We start from the raw sequence: 17,907 nt of genomic DNA, 5'->3' as shown, positions 1-17,907 counted from the left end.
GCGAGCCTGACCTACCCGCCCGATCGGCGGCGGTGGTAGGCCCAGGTGACGGCCAGCAGCAGCGGGCCCCAGAGCACCAGCGGGGCGTAGCAGCCGGCCAGGAGCGCGAAACCACCGGTCGGCAACCCCAGGTCGTTGCCGTGCACCAGCGCGCCCCACATCGCGTACCCCCAGATCACGGTGAGCACGACGGCGCCGGCGGTGGCGGCGGCGACCGCGAACGGCGGCGGCACCCGCCGGCCACCGATCCACGGGAGCCGGTGGGGGAACACCTCGCCCTACGGGCGGACCAGGCCCAGCGCGAGGAGCGCCAACCCCTCCGAGACGAGGCTGAGCGCGACGATGTAGACGCTCTCGCCGAACCCGGGCCGGATCGGGACGCCGGCCACCACGGCGCCGATCGGCAGGCCGGCCACCAGCGCGATCCGCCACAACCCGGACGGGAGCACGACGAGCGGGATCAGGTGGGCGGCGCGGACCGCCCACCGTGGCGGCGGGCGGCCGTCGTGGGGGTGGACGGCAGGCGGGGACAGCGTGTCGGCGGGCATCGGACCTCCTCAGCGGTGGATGCCCCCAGCCTGGTCACCGGCCGGCCGCGCGGCCTCCCCCGCAGGCGGGAGCCGGACCCCCTACAGCGCCAGCTTCATCCCCTCGTGGCTGGCCACGAAGCCCAGGTCGCGGTAGAAGCGGTGGGCGTCGGCGCGCCGCTTGTCGGTGGTGAGCTGCACCAGCGCGCAGCCCCGCTCGCGGGCCCGGTCGATCGCCCAGCGCATCATCGTCCGGCCCAACCCCCGGCCGCGCCGGTCGGAGCGGACCCGCACGGATTCGATCAGCGCACGCTCCGCGCCGTGCCGGCCCAACCCCGGGATGTACGTGAGCTGGAAGCAGCCGACCAGCTCACCACCGTCGTCGGCGACGATCAGGTGGTTGCGCGAGTCGGCGGCCAGGTCGGCGAACGCCCGCTCGTACGCCGCGTCGACGTCGGGCCGGTCGCGGGTGCGGCCCAGCACGTCGTCGGCGAGCAGGGCCAGCACGTCGGGCAGGTCGGCGCGGACCGCCTCCCGGAAGATCACCTCGGTCATCCGACCAGCCTGGCACAACGGCGGGTGGCGATGGCCGGGCAGCATGACGCCATGGACCTTCTGCTGCTGCCGTTCCGCTGGATCTACCGGGGGCTGGTCTGGTTCGCCAACTCGCCCCGGACGCTGATCACCTCGTACCTGCTGATGATCGTGGTGGCCGGCGTGCTCTACAGCCAGGCCGAGCAGAAGGGCGCCGCCGACTCGGTCTGGTGGGCGGTGGTGACCGCGTCCACGGTCGGGTACGGCGACATCTCCCCGACCACGTTCGCCGGCCGGTTCCTCGCCGCGCTGCTCATCTCCACCATGGTGCTGCTGGTCATCCCGCTGATCACCGCGCACTTCGCCAGCCGGCTGATCGTCGACGACGACGCGTTCGAGCACGCCGAGCAGGAGGAGCTGAAGGCCGACGTCCGGCGGCTGCGGGCGCTGGTGGAGGAGATGGCCGCCCGGCAGGGCGTCGTGCTGCCCGAACCGCCCCGCCCGACGCCCGAGACCGGGTCCGGCGGGCCCCGGGTCCGGCGCCGCCGCCGGTGAGGCCGGTGGGTCAGCACCCGTCCAGCCAGCTCCGCAGCGCCCACCACCAGTGCACGGTCTGCGGCACCGTGCACCGCGCGCCCTCCTCGACCGGCGGCCCGCCGGTCACCTCCCGGAGCCGGCGCAGCCGGTACCGCACCGTGTTCGGGTGCACGTGCAGCGCCGCCGCGGTCTGGTCCAGCCGCTGGCCGTGATCCAGCCAGGCGAGCGCCGTGGTGGCCAGCTCGCGGTGGAACTCGTCGGCCGGGTCGAGCGCGCCGAGCAACGCGTCCCGCAGCAGCTCGGCCAGCGCCGGCTGGGCGGCCAGCGCGGTCTCCCCGGCCAGGTCCGTCACCCGACGCAGGCCGCGTAGCCGGCGACGGGTCGCGGTGCGCAGCGCCGCCAGGCAGAGCGCGTACATGGTCGGGGCCCGCTCCAGCGGTTGCGCGGGCGCCGCCAGCGCCAGCAGGCCGGCCGGGGCGGCGTCGGGCAGCCGGGGGAGCAGCCCGGCCAGCCGGTCCTCGACGGTGCCGACCAGGCCGCCGTGCCGGGTGAGCTGCCGGTGCAGGGTGAGCGACCGCACCGGGTCGGGATGCGCGGTGACCAGGCAGTGGTAGCGCCCGTCCGGCCGTAACCCGAAGCGGGCCAGCTCGGCCGGGGCCGCGCCGGCCGGACCGTCGAGCAGCAGCCGGCGCAGCAGTCGCGCCCGGACCGTCGCGCCGGTGCCGGCCAGTTCCCGCTCGGCGGCGCGGTGCCCGTCCACCACCGCCCGCTCCACCGCGGCGGCGTACCGGCCGATGACGAGCAGCCCCTCCAGCAGCACCTGGTCCGGGATGCCGGCGGCCCGGCCGTGCCGGACCACCAGCTCCACCGCCCGGTCCCGGCCGGCCTGGACGCCGCGCAGCAGGCCCGCGACGGAGATGCCCTGCGCCGCCCGGTCCGCGCCCAGCCGGCGGGCCTCGGTGAAGTCCCGCCCGGCCGGATCCTCGTGCCGTTCCAGCGCGCCGAGCCCGCTGGTCAGCAGCAGGACCACCTGCCGGCGGACCTCGCCGGCCGGCAGGCGGGCCACCTCCGGGGAGTCCGCGCGGGCGGCCCGGGCCACCTCCTCCACGGCGGCCGCGTCGCCGGCCAGGTCGCGCAGCAACGCGCCGAACGTGGGGGCGTCTCCGGTCCGGGTCATCGGTGCCCGCTTCCCGTTGTCGTCGCGGCACAACCGGGCCGGTCGGGCGTTGGCGTCCGGTTCCTAGCCGCCGTGGCCGGCCGGTTGCTCTCCTGGTTGTTACCGCAAGGTAACACCGATCGAGCCACCGAGAAACGTCGATGTCCCACCGGCCGTCAGGAGGCGTCCATGACCCCCGTGCCACCCCGCCCGTCCCGATCCCGCCGCCGCGCCGGCCTCGCCGCGCTGGCCGCGCTCGCGCTCGCCCTGCCGACTCCGCTGGCCGCCACGCCCACGCCCGCCGCCGCGGCCGTCGCGCTCCAGGAGGTGATGTTCGTCGGCAACAACTGGGACGGCACCGCCGACGTCATCCGCTCCCGCGGCGACTACGCGAAGCTCGGCCGGATCAACGTGATCCCGGACCGGGAGGCACGGCTGCGCGAGATCTACCTCAACCCGATCAAGCTGGCCTACTTCCTCGGCATCCGGCAGGGGCCGGGGGAGGGGCACGACCAGTTCGTCGACGACATGTACACCACACCGGACGGCACCGCGCTCGTCGCGTCCCGGCCCAGCTTCGCCGACGTGGTCTCGATCGACCTCGCCACCGGCGCGGTCCGCTGGCGGTTCCCGGTCTCCGGCTACCGCGCCGACCACATGGCCGTGTCGCCGGACGGCACCCGGGTCGCGGTCTCCGCCTCCACCTCGAACACGGTGCACGTGCTGGACATCCGCACCGGCCAGCAACTCGGCTCGTTCGGCACCGGCGACAAGCCACACGAGAACATCTTCACCCGCGACAATCGACTGTGGAACATGTCCATCGGCGAGGTCAACACCGACCTGGACGCGCCCTGGCTCGACTGGACCAAGGGCGACCGCCGGATCACCGTCGCCGACGCCACCACCTACCAGGTGGTCAAGGTGATCGACATGCGGGAGCGGCTGGACGCCGCCGGCCGCCGCGACCTCTCCGACGCGGTCCGCCCGGCGGTGTTCACCCCGGACGGCAGCCGGCTCTACTTCCAGGTGTCCTTCTTCAACGGCCTGGTCGAGTACGACGTGGCCGCCGACCGGATCACCCGGGTCGCCACGCTGCCGAAGAACCCGGCCACCAGCGAGGACCGCACCACCTGGGTGAACGACTCCCGGCACCACGGGCTGTCGGTCAGCCCGGACGGCTCGCGGCTTTGCGTCGCCGGCACCATGGACGACTACGCGACGGTGGTGGACCGGGCCACGCTGCTGCCGGGGACGCTGGTGCCGGCCAGCAAGCCGTACTGGGCCACGGTCAGCGGGGACGGCCGGGACTGCGTGATCTCCGAATCCGGCGCCGACCAGGTCACCGCCATCAACTTCGCCACCGGGCAGAAGGTGGCAAGCGTCGGAGTCGGCGACCACCCGCAGCGGGTCCGCATCGGGCACCTGCCGGCCGACTGGACGCCCCCGGCTGCCGGCTGACCGGCCGCCGCACCGTCACCGGGCGGGGCAGCGCAGCCCCTCCCGGGGGACGGTGAGCGAGATCAGGTACGCGTCGACGGCCGCGTTCACGCACGCGGTCTGCGGGTACGCGGTGTGCCCCTCGCCCTCCCAGGTGAGCACCCGGCCGACGCCCAGCATCGAGGCCAGCGCCCCGGTCTGCTCGTACGGCGTGGCCGGGTCGCCGGTGGTGCCGACCACCAGGATCGGCGGCGCGCCGACCGCCCGCCCGGTCGGGTACGGGTCCCGCCCGCCCGGCCACTCCACGCAGCCGAGCATCCCCACCGCCAACGCCGGGCCGAACAGCGGATATTTCTGCCGCCACTGCGACTGCAACGACCGGACCTGCTCCCGGGTCGGCTTCTCGGTCTCGTCGGCGCAGTTCACCGCCAGGTTGGCGTCGAACAGGTTGGAGTAGCGCCCGTCGTCCTCGCGACCGGCGTACGCGTCGGCGAGCTTGAACACGCCCGCCGGGTCGCCGCCCTGGAGGTCGTCGATCGCGCGCGCCAGCTCCTGCCAGCCCTGCTCGGTGTAGAGCGACGAGATCACCGCGTAGAAGACCCAGCCGGCGGTGGCCTCCCGGCCGCCCGCGCCGCGGACCGGGGAGGTGTTGGCCTTGTCGATCGCGGCGGTGACCGCGCCGCGGGCGTCCGGCGCGATCGGGCAGCGGCCGGCGTTCGCCGCGCACCACGCGGAGAAGTTGTCGAACGCCCGCTCGAAGCCCTTGGCCTGGCTCTCCGAGCCGGCGACGAGCTGCTGCCGCGGGTCGACCGCGCCGTCGAGCACCAGCGCGCGCACCCGCTGCGGGTAGAGCTGGGCGTAGGTCGCGCCGAGCAGCGTGCCGTAGGAGTAGCCGAGGTAGCTCAACTTCTCGTCGCCGACCGCCGCGCGCACCGCGTCCATGTCCCGCGCGGCCTGCTCGGTGCCGTAGAGCGGGAGCTGGTCGCCGTACTTCGCGCCGCACCGCTGACCGATGCGCCGGTTGAGGTCGACGAAGCCGTCGAACGACGCCTGGCTCTCCGGGTCGGGGTCGTAGCCGAAGCTGGCGTCCAGGTCGGCGTCCGGAATGCACCTCACCGGGCTGGACCGGGCCACCCCGCGCGGGTCGAAGCCGACGATGTCGAACCGTTCGGTGACCGCCGTCGGCAGCCCGCCGAACGCCGGGCCGAAGGAGAGGTAGACGGCGGTGTCCACGCCGGACGCCCCGGGGCCGCCCGGATTGACCACCAGTGACCCGATCCGGTCGCGCTGCTTGGTGGACCGGGCCCGGATCAGCGCGATCTCGAACGTCTCGCCGGTGCCCGGCCCGGCGGTCGCGCCGGTGGCCGCCCCGGCGCCCCAGTTGCGGGGCACCGCGATCCGGGTGCACTCGTAGCGCATGTCGGGCGCGCCCCGGCCGACCAGCTCACCCGGCACCTCGGGGCAGGCCCGCCAGGTGGGCGCGCTGCCCGGCGGGGCCGCCTCGACCGCGCCCCCGTTCTCGGTGCGCGGCGCGAACGCCGGCAGCGTGCAACCGGCGGTGAGCACCAGCGCCGCGACGAACGCGGCCAGCGCGGGCCGGACCCGGCGGGGCCGGTCGGGGAGACGGGTCACGTGGACGCCTTCCATGATCGGGTCGACCGCCAGGCTACGCCCGGCCGCGGGTGTCGCTCACCGTCGCCGCCGGATCGCCGCGCAGCACCTCGTCGACGTCGTAGCGGATCGGGCGGTCGAGCTGGCCGTACCCGCACGAGCGGGGATCCCGGTCGGGACGCCAGCGGAGGAACCGGGCGGTGTGCCGCAGCCGGTCGCCCTCCATCGCGTCGTAGGCGACCTCGACCACCAGCTCGGGGCGCAACGGCTCCCACTCCAGGTTCTTGCCGCCGGTCCACCGGCTCACCCCACCGGGGATGCGCTGGCCCCGCTCGTGGTCGCCGTGCGCCCACGGGTGCTCGTCGCCGACCTCGCGGTAGGGCTCCAGCTCGTCGAGCAGTTCCTTGCGCCGGGCCATGGTGAACGAGGAGCTGACGCCGATGTGGTGCAGCACCCCGTCGTCGTCGTAGAGCCCCAGCAGCAGCGAGCCGACCACCGGGCCGGACTTGTGCCAGCGGAAACCGGCCACCACCGCGTCCGCGGTGCGGGCGTGCTTGACCTTGAACATCAACCGCTTGCCCGGCTCGTACGGCAGGTCGGCCGGTTTGACGATGAGCCCGTCCAGGCCGGCGCCCTCGAACACCTCGAACCAGCGCCGGGCCGTTGCCGGGTCGGTGGTCACCTGCGTCACGTGCACCGGCGGCCGGACCCCGGCCAGGGCCTGCTCCAGCCGCTCCCGGCGCTGCGGGTAGGGCCGGTCGGTGAGCAGCTCGTCGTCGAGCGCCAGCAGGTCGAACGCGACGAAGTCGGCGGGCGTGGTCTCGGCCAGCATGGTCACCCGGGACTTGGCCGGATGGATCCGCTGGGCCAGCAGCTCGAAGTCGAGCCGCGGCTGCCCGTCGGGACCGTCCCGGCGGATCACGATCAGCTCGCCGTCGATCGCGCACCGGCGCGGGAGCTGGCGGCGTGCCTGCTCGACCACCTCGGGGAAGTAGCGGGTCATCGACTTGCCGCCGCGACTGGCCAGCTCGACCTCGTCGCCGTCGCGGAAGACGATGCAGCGGAAGCCGTCCCACTTCGGCTCGTAGGTCAGGCCGGGATCGGTGGGCAGTTCGGCCAGGCTCTTGGCGAGCATCGGCTCGACCGGCGGGTTGATCGGCAGGTCCACGGCGACCAGTCAACCAGACCCCGCCGACACCCGTGAGCCATCTCACCGCCGCCCCGGGTGCGGCGTGTCCCGCCGCGAGCCCTTCGTCACCCGCGACCGGATGGCGAAACCGCAGGTCAGAGCTACCGTCGCGGCGTGCCGGAGTGGAGCTGCGGATGCTGCGGTCGCTGGCGGGTCAGCGTGGAACTGGTCCGGGGGCGGTACCGCTACCGCCTCGTGCACCGCTACCCGGCGGCGCACGGCGGCGGCGCGAACGTCGTCGGCGAGGTGGGCTCCGTGGCCGAGTTGGAGCGCCTGCTCCGGCGGTACGCGCCGGTCGGCCTGGCCGACCTCCGCGAGGCCGCCTGACCCCAGCCCCGGCCGGACGGGAACCGGTCGAGATCGACGGGCGGGACGGACAACGGACCGGCGGGCGGCGGCGTAGCGTGGGCGGAATGGCTCACGGGGGAGGAATGCCATGCGATTCGTCGCGTCCGTCGAGATCGCCGCCGACATCGAGCGGGTGTGGACGGTGCAGACCGACGTGGAGCGTTGGCCGGAGTGGACGCCGTCCGTCACCGCCGCCCGCCGGCTGGAGTCCGGGCCGCTGGTCCTCGGCTCGACGGCCCGGCTCGAGCAGCCCCGGCTGCGTCCGGCCCTCTGGCGGGTCACCGAGATCGACCCGCAGTCCGGGTTCGTCTGGGAGTCCACCAGCCCCGGCGTACGCAGCCGGGGCGAGCACCGGCTGGTGCCGCTGGCCGACGGGCGGACCCGGGCCGAGCTGGCCCTGACGCAGAGCGGGCCGCTGGCCGGGCTGGTCGGGCTGATCTTCGGGTCGACCGTCCGCGGCTACCTGCGGCAGGAGGCGGACGGGCTCAGGCGTCGCTGCGAGGAGCGTTGACCTTCTCCAGGATCGCCAACCGGTTGCCGTTCTCGTCCGGCCGGTGCGCCACCACCCGGTAGCCGCGCCGCGCGTACAGGCCCAGGTTGTCCGCGCTCTGCGCGCCGGTGAACAACGCGAACCGCGCCACCCGGCCGGCGCAGGCGTGCTCCACCGCGGCCAGCAGCCGCCCGCCGATGCCGCGTCCCTGCTGGTCCGGGGCGACCGCGAGGCGGCCGACGTGGGCGGTGTCGCCGTCGAGGCGGGCCCGTACCGAGCCGACCAGGCGGGTCCCGCGCCGGGCGGCGAGCACCACGACCGGGCCGTCCAGCGCCGCCCGGACCTCGTCCAGCGTCTCGGTCAGCGGGGGCAGGAACGCGTCCCGGTACCGCTGCGCCTCCACCAGGTATGCGGCACGCTGCACGGTGAGGATCTCACCGGCGTCCGCGACGACGGCGGGGGCGATGGTCACGTCGTCGGTCACCGGGTCAGCTCACCACATCCGCCCCGGGCGGTCGTACCCTGGCGGGTGTCCCCGCGCGAGGAGGTGGCCGACGTGCCCGAGTTGACGTACCCCGAGGTGGGCGCGACCCGCGACGGTGGCCGACCGGCCGGCTACCACCACCTGCGCCACCGGGTCCGGCTGCCGGACGGCGCGTTTCCGGTCGCGGCGGACGCGGTGCTCGGCTGGCGGCTGCACCGCGCCGCCGGCGTGGTGATGCGCGCCGACGCGCCGCGCGCCGCGCCCGGGGTGCGGGTCACGCCGGGGCTGGGCGTCGGGCCGGCGCGGATCTGGGGGCCGACCGAGGTGGTCTGGGCCGTGGACGAGCCGGACCGGGCCGGCTTCGGCTACGGCACGCTGCCCGGGCACCCGGAGATCGGCGAGGAGGCGTTCCTGGTCACCCGCGGCGCGGACGGGACCTGGTTCGAGGTGACCGCGTTCAGCCGGCCGGCCCACTGGTACGTGCGCGCCGCCGGGCCGGTCACCCGGGGCTTCCAGCTCGGGTACGCGTGGTGGCTGGGGCGGACGCTGCGTCGGCTCTGCGCCGGCCGGTGACCGCTCAGTAACGGGCGAACGAGCGGATCGGGGCGCGCGGGCCGTACTTCGGCGCCTGCACGCCGGCGGCCTCCAGCAGCACGCACACCCGCCCCCGGTGGCCCCGGAACGGCTCCAGCAGCGCCAGCATCCGGGCGTCGTCGCCGCGCGGTTCGCCGGCCAGCGCCCAGGCCACCGTGTTCGGCACGTGGTAGTCGCCGACGCTGACCGCGTCCGGGTCCCCGTACGCGATCCGGACCACCTCAGCGGCGGTCCACGGCCCGATGCCGGGGATCGCGGTGAGCCGGCGGGTCGCCTCGGCGGCGTCCGCGCAGCGTTCCAGCCGGTCCGCGACGGCGGCGGCGCGGCGCAGCGTGTCGGCCCGCCGCTGCTCCACCCCGAACGGGTGGAACACCCAGTACGGCGTGGCCGCCACCGCGTCCGGCGTCGGCGGCAGCAGCAGCGGTTGCCGCGGCCCCGGCGCCGGCTCACGGAAGTGCCGCACGGTCGCCGCGTACGCCCGGTAGGCCTCCTTGCCGGTGACCTTCTGCTCGAAGACGGCCCGCAACAGCCGGGGGAACACCTGGCCGGTGGCCGGCATCCGCAACCCGTGGTGCTGGTGGGCCAGCCGGGCCACCAGCGGGTGCGTGGCGGCCAACGCGGCGAAGCCGGTCAGGTCGTCGGCCAGCCCGGCCACCCGGTCGGCGCGGTCGACCACCCACGCCGCGCCCGGGCCGTACCCCTCGGCGACCAGCTCGCCGGCCTCGGGGCGCAGCGCCAGCGTGGCCGGACCGTCCGGGGTGCGGGTGGCCCACCAGAAGCTGCCGGCGGCGATCCGCGCGCACGGGTCGTACGGGCTGAAGGTCAACGCCCGCACCGAGGCGGCCAGCCGGTAGCCGGCCGGGGGGCGCAGCGTACGGCGGGCGGCGGGCGAGGTCACCCCGCCACTCTGCCACGCGGCTCCGCCGTGACGACGGACACCGCCGTGCACCCTCGGGCGCGCGGCGGTGTGTCGGTGCCGGGAGGCGGGGCGATGCCGGTACGCCCCGCCTCCCGGGTCCACCACGGTGACCGGCCGCGCCCTCCCCGGCGGCGGCCGGTCACCGTGTCCGGTGCGGTCAGTACGAGTAGTCCGAGCCGCCGCCCGAGTCGCCGGAGCCACCCGACGCCGGCGGGGCGACCGGCTTGGGGGTGCCGGTCGGCAGGCAGGTCAGGTTCTTCTTGCCGTTCGGGTCCACGACGAACCAGGTGCCGCCGACGCCCTGGCCCTTCCACTGGCCCGGCTTCTTGTCCCCGATGTAGCGGTAGACCGGCCAGTCCCCGATGGTGATCTGCCGGGTGCCGTCCTGGCGGGTGACGGTGCCGACCTTGTCGTCGGAGACGCCCTGGAGCTGCGGGTTGCCGTCGGTCAGCGCCGGCGGCCAGACCTCGGCGCACTTGTCCACGCAGTTGGACTGCGCCGGGTTCGACGAGTCCTTGTCGAACCGGTACAGCACCCAGCCGTCCTGGTCGGTGACGACCTTGCCCATCCGGGGCAGCTTCTTGCCGACCAGCTCGTCGGTGAGTTTCACGTCCGACGGGGGCGCCTGGTCGGCGGCGGGGGTCTCCGGGGAGGCCGACGCCTCCGGCTCGGCCGCCGCGGTGGGTTCGGCCGCGGCGACGGCGACCGGCTCCGCCGCGCTCGAGTTCGCCCCGTCGTAGCCTGCGGGGGCGCAGGCCGTAAGTGCGACCATCGCGCTCGCGACGATGACGGTCGTCCGCATGTGGTGTGCCACGTGCCCTCCTCGTTCTTGGCAGTTCGCCGGGTAGTACGGGCGACGGTGCTGTCAAGGTTGAAGTCAAAAGGGTGGGCCATTTCACAGTGGACGGATTGAACCGATCCGGTCCGTGGCCCGTGCGCCACCACGACGGAACGGAACGGTCCGGGAACGACACGACGGCGCCGGACGGCCGTGGCCGCCCGGCGCCGTCGGCGCGGTGGGTTCAGAGGTCGGAGACGGTCACCAACGGGCTCGCCACGCCGTTGACGTCCACGGACTGCACCTGGACCTTCTCGATGTCGGCCAGCGGGGCCGAGGTCGACGCGCTCAGCTCCAGCGCGAGCGGGTTCTGGTTGGTGCCGTAGCCGCCGCCCGGCACCGACCAGGTGCCCACCACCTCGCTCGTGGCGTTCTTGCGCACCACCACCAGCCGGCAGGTGCGCGGCCCGGGCAGCCGGCTGAGCTGCACGGCGATCTGCGTGCCGTACTCCTTCTTCGCCAGCCACATCGTGGTCGTCACGCCGGTGCCCGGATCGGTGGCGTTGTGCTCGTCGCCCTCGATGTCCTTCTCGCCGCCGACGCCCGGCCGGTTCGGGTCGGTCGGGTCGCTGCTCGGCGCCACCGTCGGCACGCTCTGCGTCGGCCCGGCCTGCGGCGTCGACGGCGGGTCGTCGCCGAGGAAACCGGCCGCGACGCCGCTCAGGCCGCCGAACACCACCACGGCCGCCGCGGTGGCCAGCAACTGCCGGACCCGGGTACGCCGCCGGTCCCGTCGTACCGCCACCAGCGTCCGGTCCAGCAGCGCCGGATCGGTGTGGGTCTGCTCCAACGCGGCCATCGCCTCGCCGTCGATGCCGGAGAGCAGCCCCACCACCGGGACCATCGTCTCCAGCTCCGCCGCGCACGCCCAGCAGGTGGCCAGGTGCTCCTCGAACCGTTCCATGTCCTGCGGATCCAGCACGCCGAGCGCGTACGCGGCGACGTCCATGTGGTCGGCCCGGCTCATTCCGTCACCCCCCTCTCCTGCAGAGCCGTGCGCAGCGCGCGCAGCGCGTAGTAGACCCGGGACTTCGCGGTGCCCAGCGGCAGGCCCAGCTCCTCCGCCGCCTCCGGCACGGTCCGACCCCGGAAGTACGTCGCCACCAGGATCTCCCGGTGCGACTGGCTGAGCGTACGCAGCGCGTCCGCCACGGTCATCGTGCGCAGCACCCGGTCGGTGCTGTCCGACTCGGCGAAGGCGGTCAGGTCCCGGTCGTACGTCTCCGCCGGGCGGGCCTGTTCGCTGCGGTGCTCGTCGATGGCGATCCGCCGGGCCACCGTGACCAGCCAGGGCCGCAGCGAGCCCTGACCGCCCTGCACGCCGAGGCGGTGCGCGTTGCGCCAGGCCCGCAGCAGCGTCTCCTGCACGATGTCCTCGGCGCGCTGCCGGTCCCCGCCGGTCAGGCGCATCACGAACATCAGCAGCGGGCCGGCGTGCTCCGCGTAGAGCAGACGGATCAACTGGTCGGAGTGGCTGGCCTCGGCGGAGGTCGCCTGGTGGCGTCCGGGGGCGGGTCGAGGCGGCACCGGGTCATTCTGGCGATCGGCGGGACGCGCGTCGACCCCCCGGCCCGAACGCGACGCGCGGGAGTGTGGCTGCGCCCGGGCGAACATCCACTCGGGCCGCGCCACCTCGCCGTGCCAGCCGGCCGCCACCGCATGCATGCAGACCTCCGGTGTCCAATGACATCAGCCGGCCCCCCACGGGCATGGCCGCCCGGTGATACGCAGCGCGCCGCCGAACGGATCAACGTCTGACGGAAAAAATTCCCGGTGGCGGCGGGGTGGAGTCCACCGCGTCCGCGTCGGAGACCACCGGGACGCCGCCGGCGAACCGGTCCAGCTCGTCGCCGGCCACCACCCGGCCCGGGAACCAGTCGCCGGCCGCGCGCCGGGACAGCTCCGGCACCGGCGGCTCCACCCGGGACGCCACCAGCACCAGGTTGCCGTACCGCCGGCCGCGCAGCACCGCCGCGTCGCCCACCAGGCAGGCCCGGGGCAGCACGGTCCGCACGGTGGCGACCTGCCCGCGGGCGTGCCGCAGCGGCGGGCCGTCGGCGACGTTCGCCAGGTAGCAGCCGTCCGGCGCCAGCACCCGGGCCACCTCGGCGGCGAACTCCACCGAGGTCAGGTGCGCCGGGGTGCGGGCGCCGGCGAAGACGTCCGCGACGATCACGTCGTACCCCCCGTCCCGGCTGGACGACAGCGTGGCGCGGGCATCGCCCACCCGCACCCGCAACCGGGGATCGGCCGGCCAGGGCAGCTCCCGCCGGACCAGGTCCACCAGCGCGCCGTCCACCTCGGACACCCGCTGCGTGGAACCGGGCCGGGTGGCCCGCACGTACCGGGGCAGCGTCAGCGCGCCACCGCCCAGGTGCAGCACCCGCAACGGCGCGCCGGCGGGCGCGACCAGGTCGATCGCGGCGGCCAGCCGCCGGACGTACTCGAACTCCACGTGCGTCGGATCGGTCAGGTCCACATGCGACTGCGGTGCGCCGTCCAGCAGCAGCGTCCACGAGCCGGGACGGTCCCGGTCCGGCACCAGCTCGGCCTGCCCGGTGTCGACGTCCGCCACCACCCGGTCGGCGTCCCGTCGCCGGCCCATCAGCGCCGCATTCCACGCGCCGCCGAGGTGAGCACCCGGTGCAGCAGCCGGGCGTCGCCGAGCATCCCGCGCAGCTTGCGCTCCAACCCGGCGATCGGCACCAGGTTCTGCGGGGCCCGCGGGTCCTTGTACGGGGTGGACGCGAACCGGGGCAGCGTGACCAGGGACAGGTCGGCAAGCGCGACCGCCTCCGGCACGGTCAGCTCGGCCGAGCACTCCATCCGGACGATGCCCGCCCAGGGCGCCCCGGCGGCCACCGGCAGACGCAGATACCACGACCAGCCGCCCCACGCCGTGCCCAGCCGGAACACCGGGCAGCGCTGGCCCGGCGCCAGCCCGGTCACCACCGCGGTCAGTCGGGCGTCGAGATACTGGCTGTGCTGGGTCTTGATGTAACCCAGGGTGCGGGGGAGGTTCCGGCGGCTGCGCAGCGGACCGTCCACCACCAGCAGGTCGCCGTCGGCGCGGACCGCGTCCGAGACGGCCACCTCCAGCGCGGTCAGCGGGCCCTGCACCGCGGCCGGCAGCTTGCTCAGCTCGCCGGTGCCGCCGACCCGGTGCACCGGATAGCGGACCGAGCCGGCCACCACCTCCTGCGCCGACGGGCTGGCGGTGAACAACCCCCGGCCCACCCGGGCGCCGGCCAGTTCGGCGGCGCCCCGGTCCAGGTCGCAGCGGACCACCCCGGCCGCGTACGAGGCGGCGATGCCGGGGAACGAGCCGCCGTCCTCCTCGGCCGTCCAGACGCTGGCGTCGATCCGGCGGACGCCGTCGACGAGCAGCACCACGTCCGGCGACCGCACCCCGGGACGGGGATCGATCGCCCGCCAGTCGGTGACCGGCAGTTCGACGTCGGCCTCCACCTGGGCGCTGCTCGGCGTCGCCGGCCCGGTCCCGCCGGCCGCCTCGAACGACGCCCCGTACGCCGGGTCCCACGAGTCGACGAAGAACCGGGCGCCGGCCCGGGACGGCCCGGTCACGCGGCGCCCCGCCGCGCGCCGCCGCACGCGCTCACAGGCCGGTCCGCTCGATGCGGGCGGTGCGGGCGTCCTTGCGGACCTCGAAGCGGACCGGGATCCGCTCGGCCAGCGCCGGCACGTGGGTGACCACCCCGACCATCCGGTCCCCCCGGGCGGCCAGGTTCTCCAACGTGGCGGCGACCGTGTCCAGCGTGGCCGCGTCCAGCGTGCCGAAACCCTCGTCCAGCACGATCGACTCCAGGCTCGCCGCGCTCGTCGACATGCCCGCCAACTGCTCCGACAACGCCAACGCCAGCGCCAGCGACGCCTGGAACGTCTCCCCGCCGGACAGCGTCCGCACCCCGCGCCGCAGCCCGGCGTCGTGGTGGTCGACCACGAAGAACTCGCCCTTGTCGTGCACCAGGTCGTACTGCCCGCCGGACAGCTCCCGCAGGATCCGCGACGCGCCGTCGACCAGCAGGTCCAGCGCCTCGGTGAGCAGCCAGCGCTCGAAGTTGTTGGCCCGCAGGTGGCTCGCGAGCGCGCGGGCCACCCGCGCCTGCCGCTCGTGGCCGGCCCGCTGCTCGCGCAGCTCGGTCGCCTGCTCGCGACGCTCGGTGAGCCGGCGCAACTCCGCCTCGGCCCGCTCCACCGCCACCGCGGCGTCGCGCAGCGGATCGTCCGGCGCGTCCAGCCCGGCGGCGGTGAACAACGCGCCGATCCGGTCGGACACCTCGCCCGCCGCCCGCCGGGCCGCGTCCACCGACCCGGCCAACCCGCTCCGGTCGGCCCGCCGCCGGTCGGCCTGCTCGCCCGCCCACCCGGCCAGCGCCGCCCAGGCCGACGCCACGTCGTCCCGGTCGGCGGCCGGCGGGCCGAACCGGGCCAGCCCGTCCCGCACCGCGTCGAAGTCGCGCCACGCCCGGCGCAACCGGTCCTGCGCGCCGTCGAGCGTGCCCCGCGCCCGCCGGGCGGCCTCCCGACCGGCCCGCACCGCGCCACCAGCCTCGTCCAACGCCGTCCGGAGCCGGGCGTGCTCGGCCAGCGACCGCCGCAGCGCCTCCGGCGCGGCGGCGTCCGCGAGCTGCCCGTCCAGCTCGGCCAGCCGCGCGGCGAGCCCGTCCTGCTCGGCCCGGACCCGCAGCAGCACCCGGTCCAGGTCACGGGCGGCGGCGTCGCGCTCGGCCACCACCCGCTTGGCGGCCTCGCTGGCCGCCCGCGCCGCCTTGCCAGCCGCGAGCGCCCGACTCACCGCCGAACCCTTCGGCACCGCCGGCACGGCGACCACCACCTGCTCGCACACCGGGCACGGCGCGCCGTCGACCAGGTGCGCCCGCAGCGCCACCGCCTGGTCGGCGGCCTTCGCCTCGTCGTGCGCCCGGAACGCCGCCTCCAGCTCGACCTCGGCCCGCTCGGCGGTGGCCCGCGCCGCGTCCAGCGCCGCGACCGCGGTGTCGTGCTCGGCCCGCGCCGCGTCGACCGCCGCGCGGACCGTCGCCGCCTCGCCGGTCAACCGCTCCCGGTCGGCGTACGCCCGCAGCAGCAGGCGCGCCGCGCTCTCGTCGCCGGCCGCGGCCAGCTCGCCGCGCAGCTTCTCCTCGCGCTCCTCGGCCAACCCGACCGCCGCGGTCGCCTCGTCGACGGCCACCCGGGCCGCGGCCACCGCGCGGGCCAGCTCGGCGGTGCCGTCCGGCGGCCGGACCCCGGCCAGCACGCCCAGCTCGGCGTCGAGCGCGGCCAGCGACGCGGCCCGCTCACCGGCCGTGGCCCGGGCCCGTTCCAGTTCCGGTACGGCCGCCGCGACCGCCCCGGCCAGCTCCCGCACCGCCTCGACCCGGCCCCGGGCGTCGGCCAGCCGCGCGTCGTCCACGTCGGCGAGACCGCCGAGCACCTTGTCGACCGTCTCCAGCTTCGCCTCGGCCTGCCCGGCGCGCTCGACCGCCTTCTTCTGCACGTCCTCGTAGACGCCCAGCCCGAGCAGGTTCACCAGGATCTGCTGCCGGGTGGCCGGCTTCGCGTGCAGGAAGTCGGCGAACTGCCCCTGCGGCAGCACCACGCACGAGGTGAACTGCTCGTACGGCAGCCCGACCGCGTCCAGCACGGCCTGCTCCATCTCGGCCGGCGTGCCGGCCACCACGTCACCCAGATCCTCCGGGCTGAGCCCGGTGTCCAACTTGGTCACGTCGAAGCCGGGCGGCATGAGCTGGAGCCCGGCGTTGGCCGTCTTCACCGTGCCCCGGCCGTCGCGGCGGACCACCCGGGTGGCGACGTACCGGTCGCCGGCGGACTCGAAGACCAGCCGGACCCGGGCCTCGGTGGCCGACGGGGCCAGCGCGTTGGCCAGCCCGCGCGTGCCGCCCCAGCGCGGCACGGTGCCGTAGAGCGCGAAGCAGATCGCGTCGAGCACCGTCGACTTGCCCGAACCGGTCGGCCCGACCAGCGCGAAGAAGTCGGCGTCGGTGAAGTCGACGGTGGTCTCCTCGCGGAACACGGTGAAGCCGGCCATGTCCAGCCGCATCGGCCGCATCAGTGCTCCACCTCCTCGAGCAGCTCGTCGAAGAGTTCCCGGACGCCGTCGTCGGCGTGCCCACGACTGCCCAGGTAGTCGGCGAACAGCTCGCGCGGCGAGCGGCCGGCCCGCTGGGCGGTGCGGGTGCCGCTGCCCGGCGCCGGCATCAGCTCCGGGTCGATCCGGATCTCCAGCGCGCGGGGGAGCAGCTCCTGGACCTCCTCGCGCAGCCCGGCCCGGGGTTGTTCCCGGACGAAGACCCGCAGCCAGCCGTCCGGCGGCTCGATCTCGGCGAGCTGCGCGAGGGTGCCCCGCACCGTGCGCAGCGGCACCGCGCCGGGCACCGGCACCTCCCGGATCCGGGCGGCGGTGGTGGCGGTGACCTCCACGATCGTCACCGAGCCGACGTTCTCCTGCTCGCCGAAGTCGACCGCGAGCGGGCTGCCGCTGTAGCGGATCGGGCAGGGGCCGATCACCCGCTGGGAGCGGTGCAGGTGGCCCAGCGCCACGTAGTGCGCGTTGCCCGGGAAGACGGTCGCCGGCACCGCGTAGCCGAGCACGGTGTGCGCGTCCCGCTCGCCGCCGCCGGTGCTCGCCCCGACCACGGTGAGGTGCGCGGTGACCAGGTGCACCCGGTCCGGCTCGGTGAAGCCCTCGGCCAGCTTGTCGAGCACCCGGCCGAGATGGTCGGCGTAGGTCTGGTTGGCCTCGGCCGGGGTGAGCGCGTACATCTCCACCGCGCGGACCGCGTAGCGCTGGGACAGGAACGGCAGCGCGGCGACCCGCCACCGCTCGCCGTCGCGGGTCACCCCGTCGATGACGTGCTCGGCCGGATTCTCCCGCACGCTGCCGCGCAGCGTGATGCCGGCGGCGTCGGCCCACGGGCGCAGCGCGTCGAGCGCCGCGCCGTTGTCGTGGTTGCCGCCGATCGCCAGCACGTCGGCGCCGGTGCGGCGCAACGCGGTCAGCGCGCGGGTGACCAGCCGGGTCGCCTCCGGCGTCGGCGCGGCGGTGTCGTAGAGGTCACCGGCGACGATCACCAGGTCGGGCCGCTCCTCGCGGGCGATGTCGATCACCTGGGCGAGGACCTGCGTGTGCTCCTCGGCCCGGGACTGCCCCTTGAGGACCTTGCCGACGTGCCAGTCGGAGGTGTGCAGGATCTTCATG

Annotated in this window: 20 protein-coding genes; 5 read left to right on the top strand and 15 right to left on the bottom strand. The window is 75.5% G+C overall.

The window, feature by feature from the left end; genetic code table 11:
- Window positions 1-11: 11 nt before the first annotated feature.
- From TPA0908_RS05495 to TPA0908_RS05485, 3 genes are all read right to left on the bottom strand, one after another.
- A complete protein-coding gene (locus TPA0908_RS05495; RefSeq protein ID WP_281935257.1) occupies window positions 12-272 on the bottom strand; it encodes a hypothetical protein in 261 nt (86 codons plus the stop codon).
- Window positions 273-278: 6 nt separating this feature from the next.
- Window positions 279-548, bottom strand: coding sequence for a hypothetical protein (locus TPA0908_RS05490; RefSeq protein WP_281935255.1), 270 nt, complete (start codon window positions 546-548; stop codon window positions 279-281).
- Window positions 549-629: 81 nt separating this feature from the next.
- Window positions 630-1,082: a GNAT family N-acetyltransferase gene (locus tag TPA0908_RS05485; RefSeq protein ID WP_281935253.1), complete on the bottom strand. Its 453-nt coding sequence runs from the start codon at window positions 1,080-1,082 to the stop codon at window positions 630-632.
- 51 nt (window positions 1,083-1,133) lie between these two features.
- Here TPA0908_RS05485 and TPA0908_RS05480 point away from each other — a divergent pair, with 51 nt between their 5' ends.
- Window positions 1,134-1,616: a potassium channel family protein gene (locus TPA0908_RS05480; RefSeq protein ID WP_281935250.1), complete on the top strand. Its 483-nt coding sequence runs from the start codon at window positions 1,134-1,136 to the stop codon at window positions 1,614-1,616.
- A 10-nt stretch (window positions 1,617-1,626) separates the two neighbouring features.
- Here the strand turns inward: TPA0908_RS05480 and TPA0908_RS05475 are convergent, their stop codons facing one another.
- The gene (locus TPA0908_RS05475; RefSeq protein ID WP_281935249.1) at window positions 1,627-2,775 is read right to left on the bottom strand and encodes a helix-turn-helix domain-containing protein; all 1,149 of its coding nucleotides are present in this window, start codon (window positions 2,773-2,775) and stop codon (window positions 1,627-1,629) included.
- Window positions 2,776-2,943: 168 nt separating this feature from the next.
- On the opposite strand from TPA0908_RS05475, the gene TPA0908_RS05470 reads away from it, so the two are divergent.
- The gene (locus TPA0908_RS05470) at window positions 2,944-4,215 is read left to right on the top strand and encodes a YncE family protein (RefSeq protein WP_281935247.1); all 1,272 of its coding nucleotides are present in this window, start codon (window positions 2,944-2,946) and stop codon (window positions 4,213-4,215) included.
- Window positions 4,216-4,230: 15 nt separating this feature from the next.
- On the opposite strand, the gene TPA0908_RS05465 is transcribed toward TPA0908_RS05470, so the two are convergent.
- Both TPA0908_RS05465 and TPA0908_RS05460 read right to left on the bottom strand, forming a co-directional pair.
- The gene (locus TPA0908_RS05465) at window positions 4,231-5,841 is read right to left on the bottom strand and encodes an alpha/beta hydrolase (RefSeq protein ID WP_281935245.1); all 1,611 of its coding nucleotides are present in this window, start codon (window positions 5,839-5,841) and stop codon (window positions 4,231-4,233) included.
- Between the two features lie 19 nt (window positions 5,842-5,860).
- A complete protein-coding gene (locus TPA0908_RS05460) occupies window positions 5,861-6,973 on the bottom strand; it encodes an ATP-dependent DNA ligase (protein ID WP_281935243.1) in 1,113 nt (370 codons plus the stop codon).
- A gap of 135 nt (window positions 6,974-7,108) precedes the next feature.
- On the opposite strand from TPA0908_RS05460, the gene TPA0908_RS05455 reads away from it, so the two are divergent.
- Together TPA0908_RS05455 and TPA0908_RS05450 are read left to right on the top strand one after the other, a co-directional pair.
- Window positions 7,109-7,321 (top strand): hypothetical protein, encoded by a 213-nt coding sequence (locus TPA0908_RS05455; protein WP_281935240.1) that lies wholly within the window; start codon window positions 7,109-7,111, stop codon window positions 7,319-7,321.
- A gap of 109 nt (window positions 7,322-7,430) precedes the next feature.
- Window positions 7,431-7,853, top strand: a complete 423-nt coding sequence (locus TPA0908_RS05450) for an SRPBCC family protein (protein ID WP_281935238.1) — start codon at window positions 7,431-7,433, stop codon at window positions 7,851-7,853.
- Here the strand turns inward: TPA0908_RS05450 and TPA0908_RS05445 are convergent.
- On the bottom strand, window positions 7,828-8,316 hold the full coding sequence (locus TPA0908_RS05445) for a GNAT family N-acetyltransferase (protein ID WP_281935236.1): 489 nt from the start codon (window positions 8,314-8,316) through the stop codon (window positions 7,828-7,830). The genes TPA0908_RS05450 and TPA0908_RS05445 overlap by 26 nt on opposite strands.
- A gap of 45 nt (window positions 8,317-8,361) precedes the next feature.
- On the opposite strand from TPA0908_RS05445, the gene TPA0908_RS05440 reads away from it, so the two are divergent.
- Window positions 8,362-8,889: a DUF1990 family protein gene (locus tag TPA0908_RS05440; RefSeq protein ID WP_281935234.1), complete on the top strand. Its 528-nt coding sequence runs from the start codon at window positions 8,362-8,364 to the stop codon at window positions 8,887-8,889.
- Window positions 8,890-8,893: 4 nt separating this feature from the next.
- Here TPA0908_RS05440 and TPA0908_RS05435 read toward each other — a convergent pair whose 3' ends face one another.
- From TPA0908_RS05435 to TPA0908_RS05400, 8 genes are all read right to left on the bottom strand, one after another.
- Window positions 8,894-9,808, bottom strand: a complete 915-nt coding sequence (locus tag TPA0908_RS05435) for a DNA-3-methyladenine glycosylase family protein (protein ID WP_281935231.1) — start codon at window positions 9,806-9,808, stop codon at window positions 8,894-8,896.
- Between the two features lie 178 nt (window positions 9,809-9,986).
- Window positions 9,987-10,643: a COG4315 family predicted lipoprotein gene (locus tag TPA0908_RS05430; RefSeq protein ID WP_281935229.1), complete on the bottom strand. Its 657-nt coding sequence runs from the start codon at window positions 10,641-10,643 to the stop codon at window positions 9,987-9,989.
- 208 nt (window positions 10,644-10,851) lie between these two features.
- Entirely contained in the window at window positions 10,852-11,634 is a 783-nt protein-coding gene (locus TPA0908_RS05425; protein ID WP_281935227.1) for an anti-sigma factor family protein, read from the bottom strand.
- Window positions 11,631-12,332 carry a sigma-70 family RNA polymerase sigma factor gene (locus TPA0908_RS05420; RefSeq protein WP_107162224.1) on the bottom strand — a complete coding sequence of 234 codons (702 nt, stop codon included), beginning with the start codon at window positions 12,330-12,332 and terminating at the stop codon, window positions 11,631-11,633. The genes TPA0908_RS05425 and TPA0908_RS05420 overlap by 4 nt, the downstream gene beginning before the upstream one ends.
- An 82-nt stretch (window positions 12,333-12,414) precedes the next feature.
- Window positions 12,415-13,272, bottom strand: coding sequence for a spermidine synthase (locus tag TPA0908_RS05415; RefSeq protein ID WP_281935224.1), 858 nt, complete (start codon window positions 13,270-13,272; stop codon window positions 12,415-12,417).
- Complete coding sequence (locus tag TPA0908_RS05410; RefSeq protein ID WP_281935222.1) at window positions 13,272-14,252, bottom strand: hypothetical protein; 981 nt, start codon at window positions 14,250-14,252, stop codon at window positions 13,272-13,274. The genes TPA0908_RS05415 and TPA0908_RS05410 overlap by 1 nt, the downstream gene beginning before the upstream one ends.
- A gap of 31 nt (window positions 14,253-14,283) precedes the next feature.
- Window positions 14,284-16,737 (bottom strand): AAA family ATPase, encoded by a 2,454-nt coding sequence (locus TPA0908_RS05405; protein WP_374709184.1) that lies wholly within the window; start codon window positions 16,735-16,737, stop codon window positions 14,284-14,286.
- A 20-nt stretch (window positions 16,738-16,757) separates the two neighbouring features.
- A complete protein-coding gene (locus tag TPA0908_RS05400; RefSeq protein ID WP_281935218.1) occupies window positions 16,758-17,906 on the bottom strand; it encodes an exonuclease SbcCD subunit D in 1,149 nt (382 codons plus the stop codon).
- Window position 17,907: the final 1 nt, after the last annotated feature.

Origin of the sequence: Micromonospora sp. AKA38 (assembly GCF_027925725.1) — a bacterium.
GTDB lineage: Bacteria > Actinomycetota > Actinomycetes > Mycobacteriales > Micromonosporaceae > Micromonospora.
The sequence above is the reverse complement of the archived record's forward strand: the minus strand, read 5'-3'. Positions and strand labels throughout refer to the sequence as shown.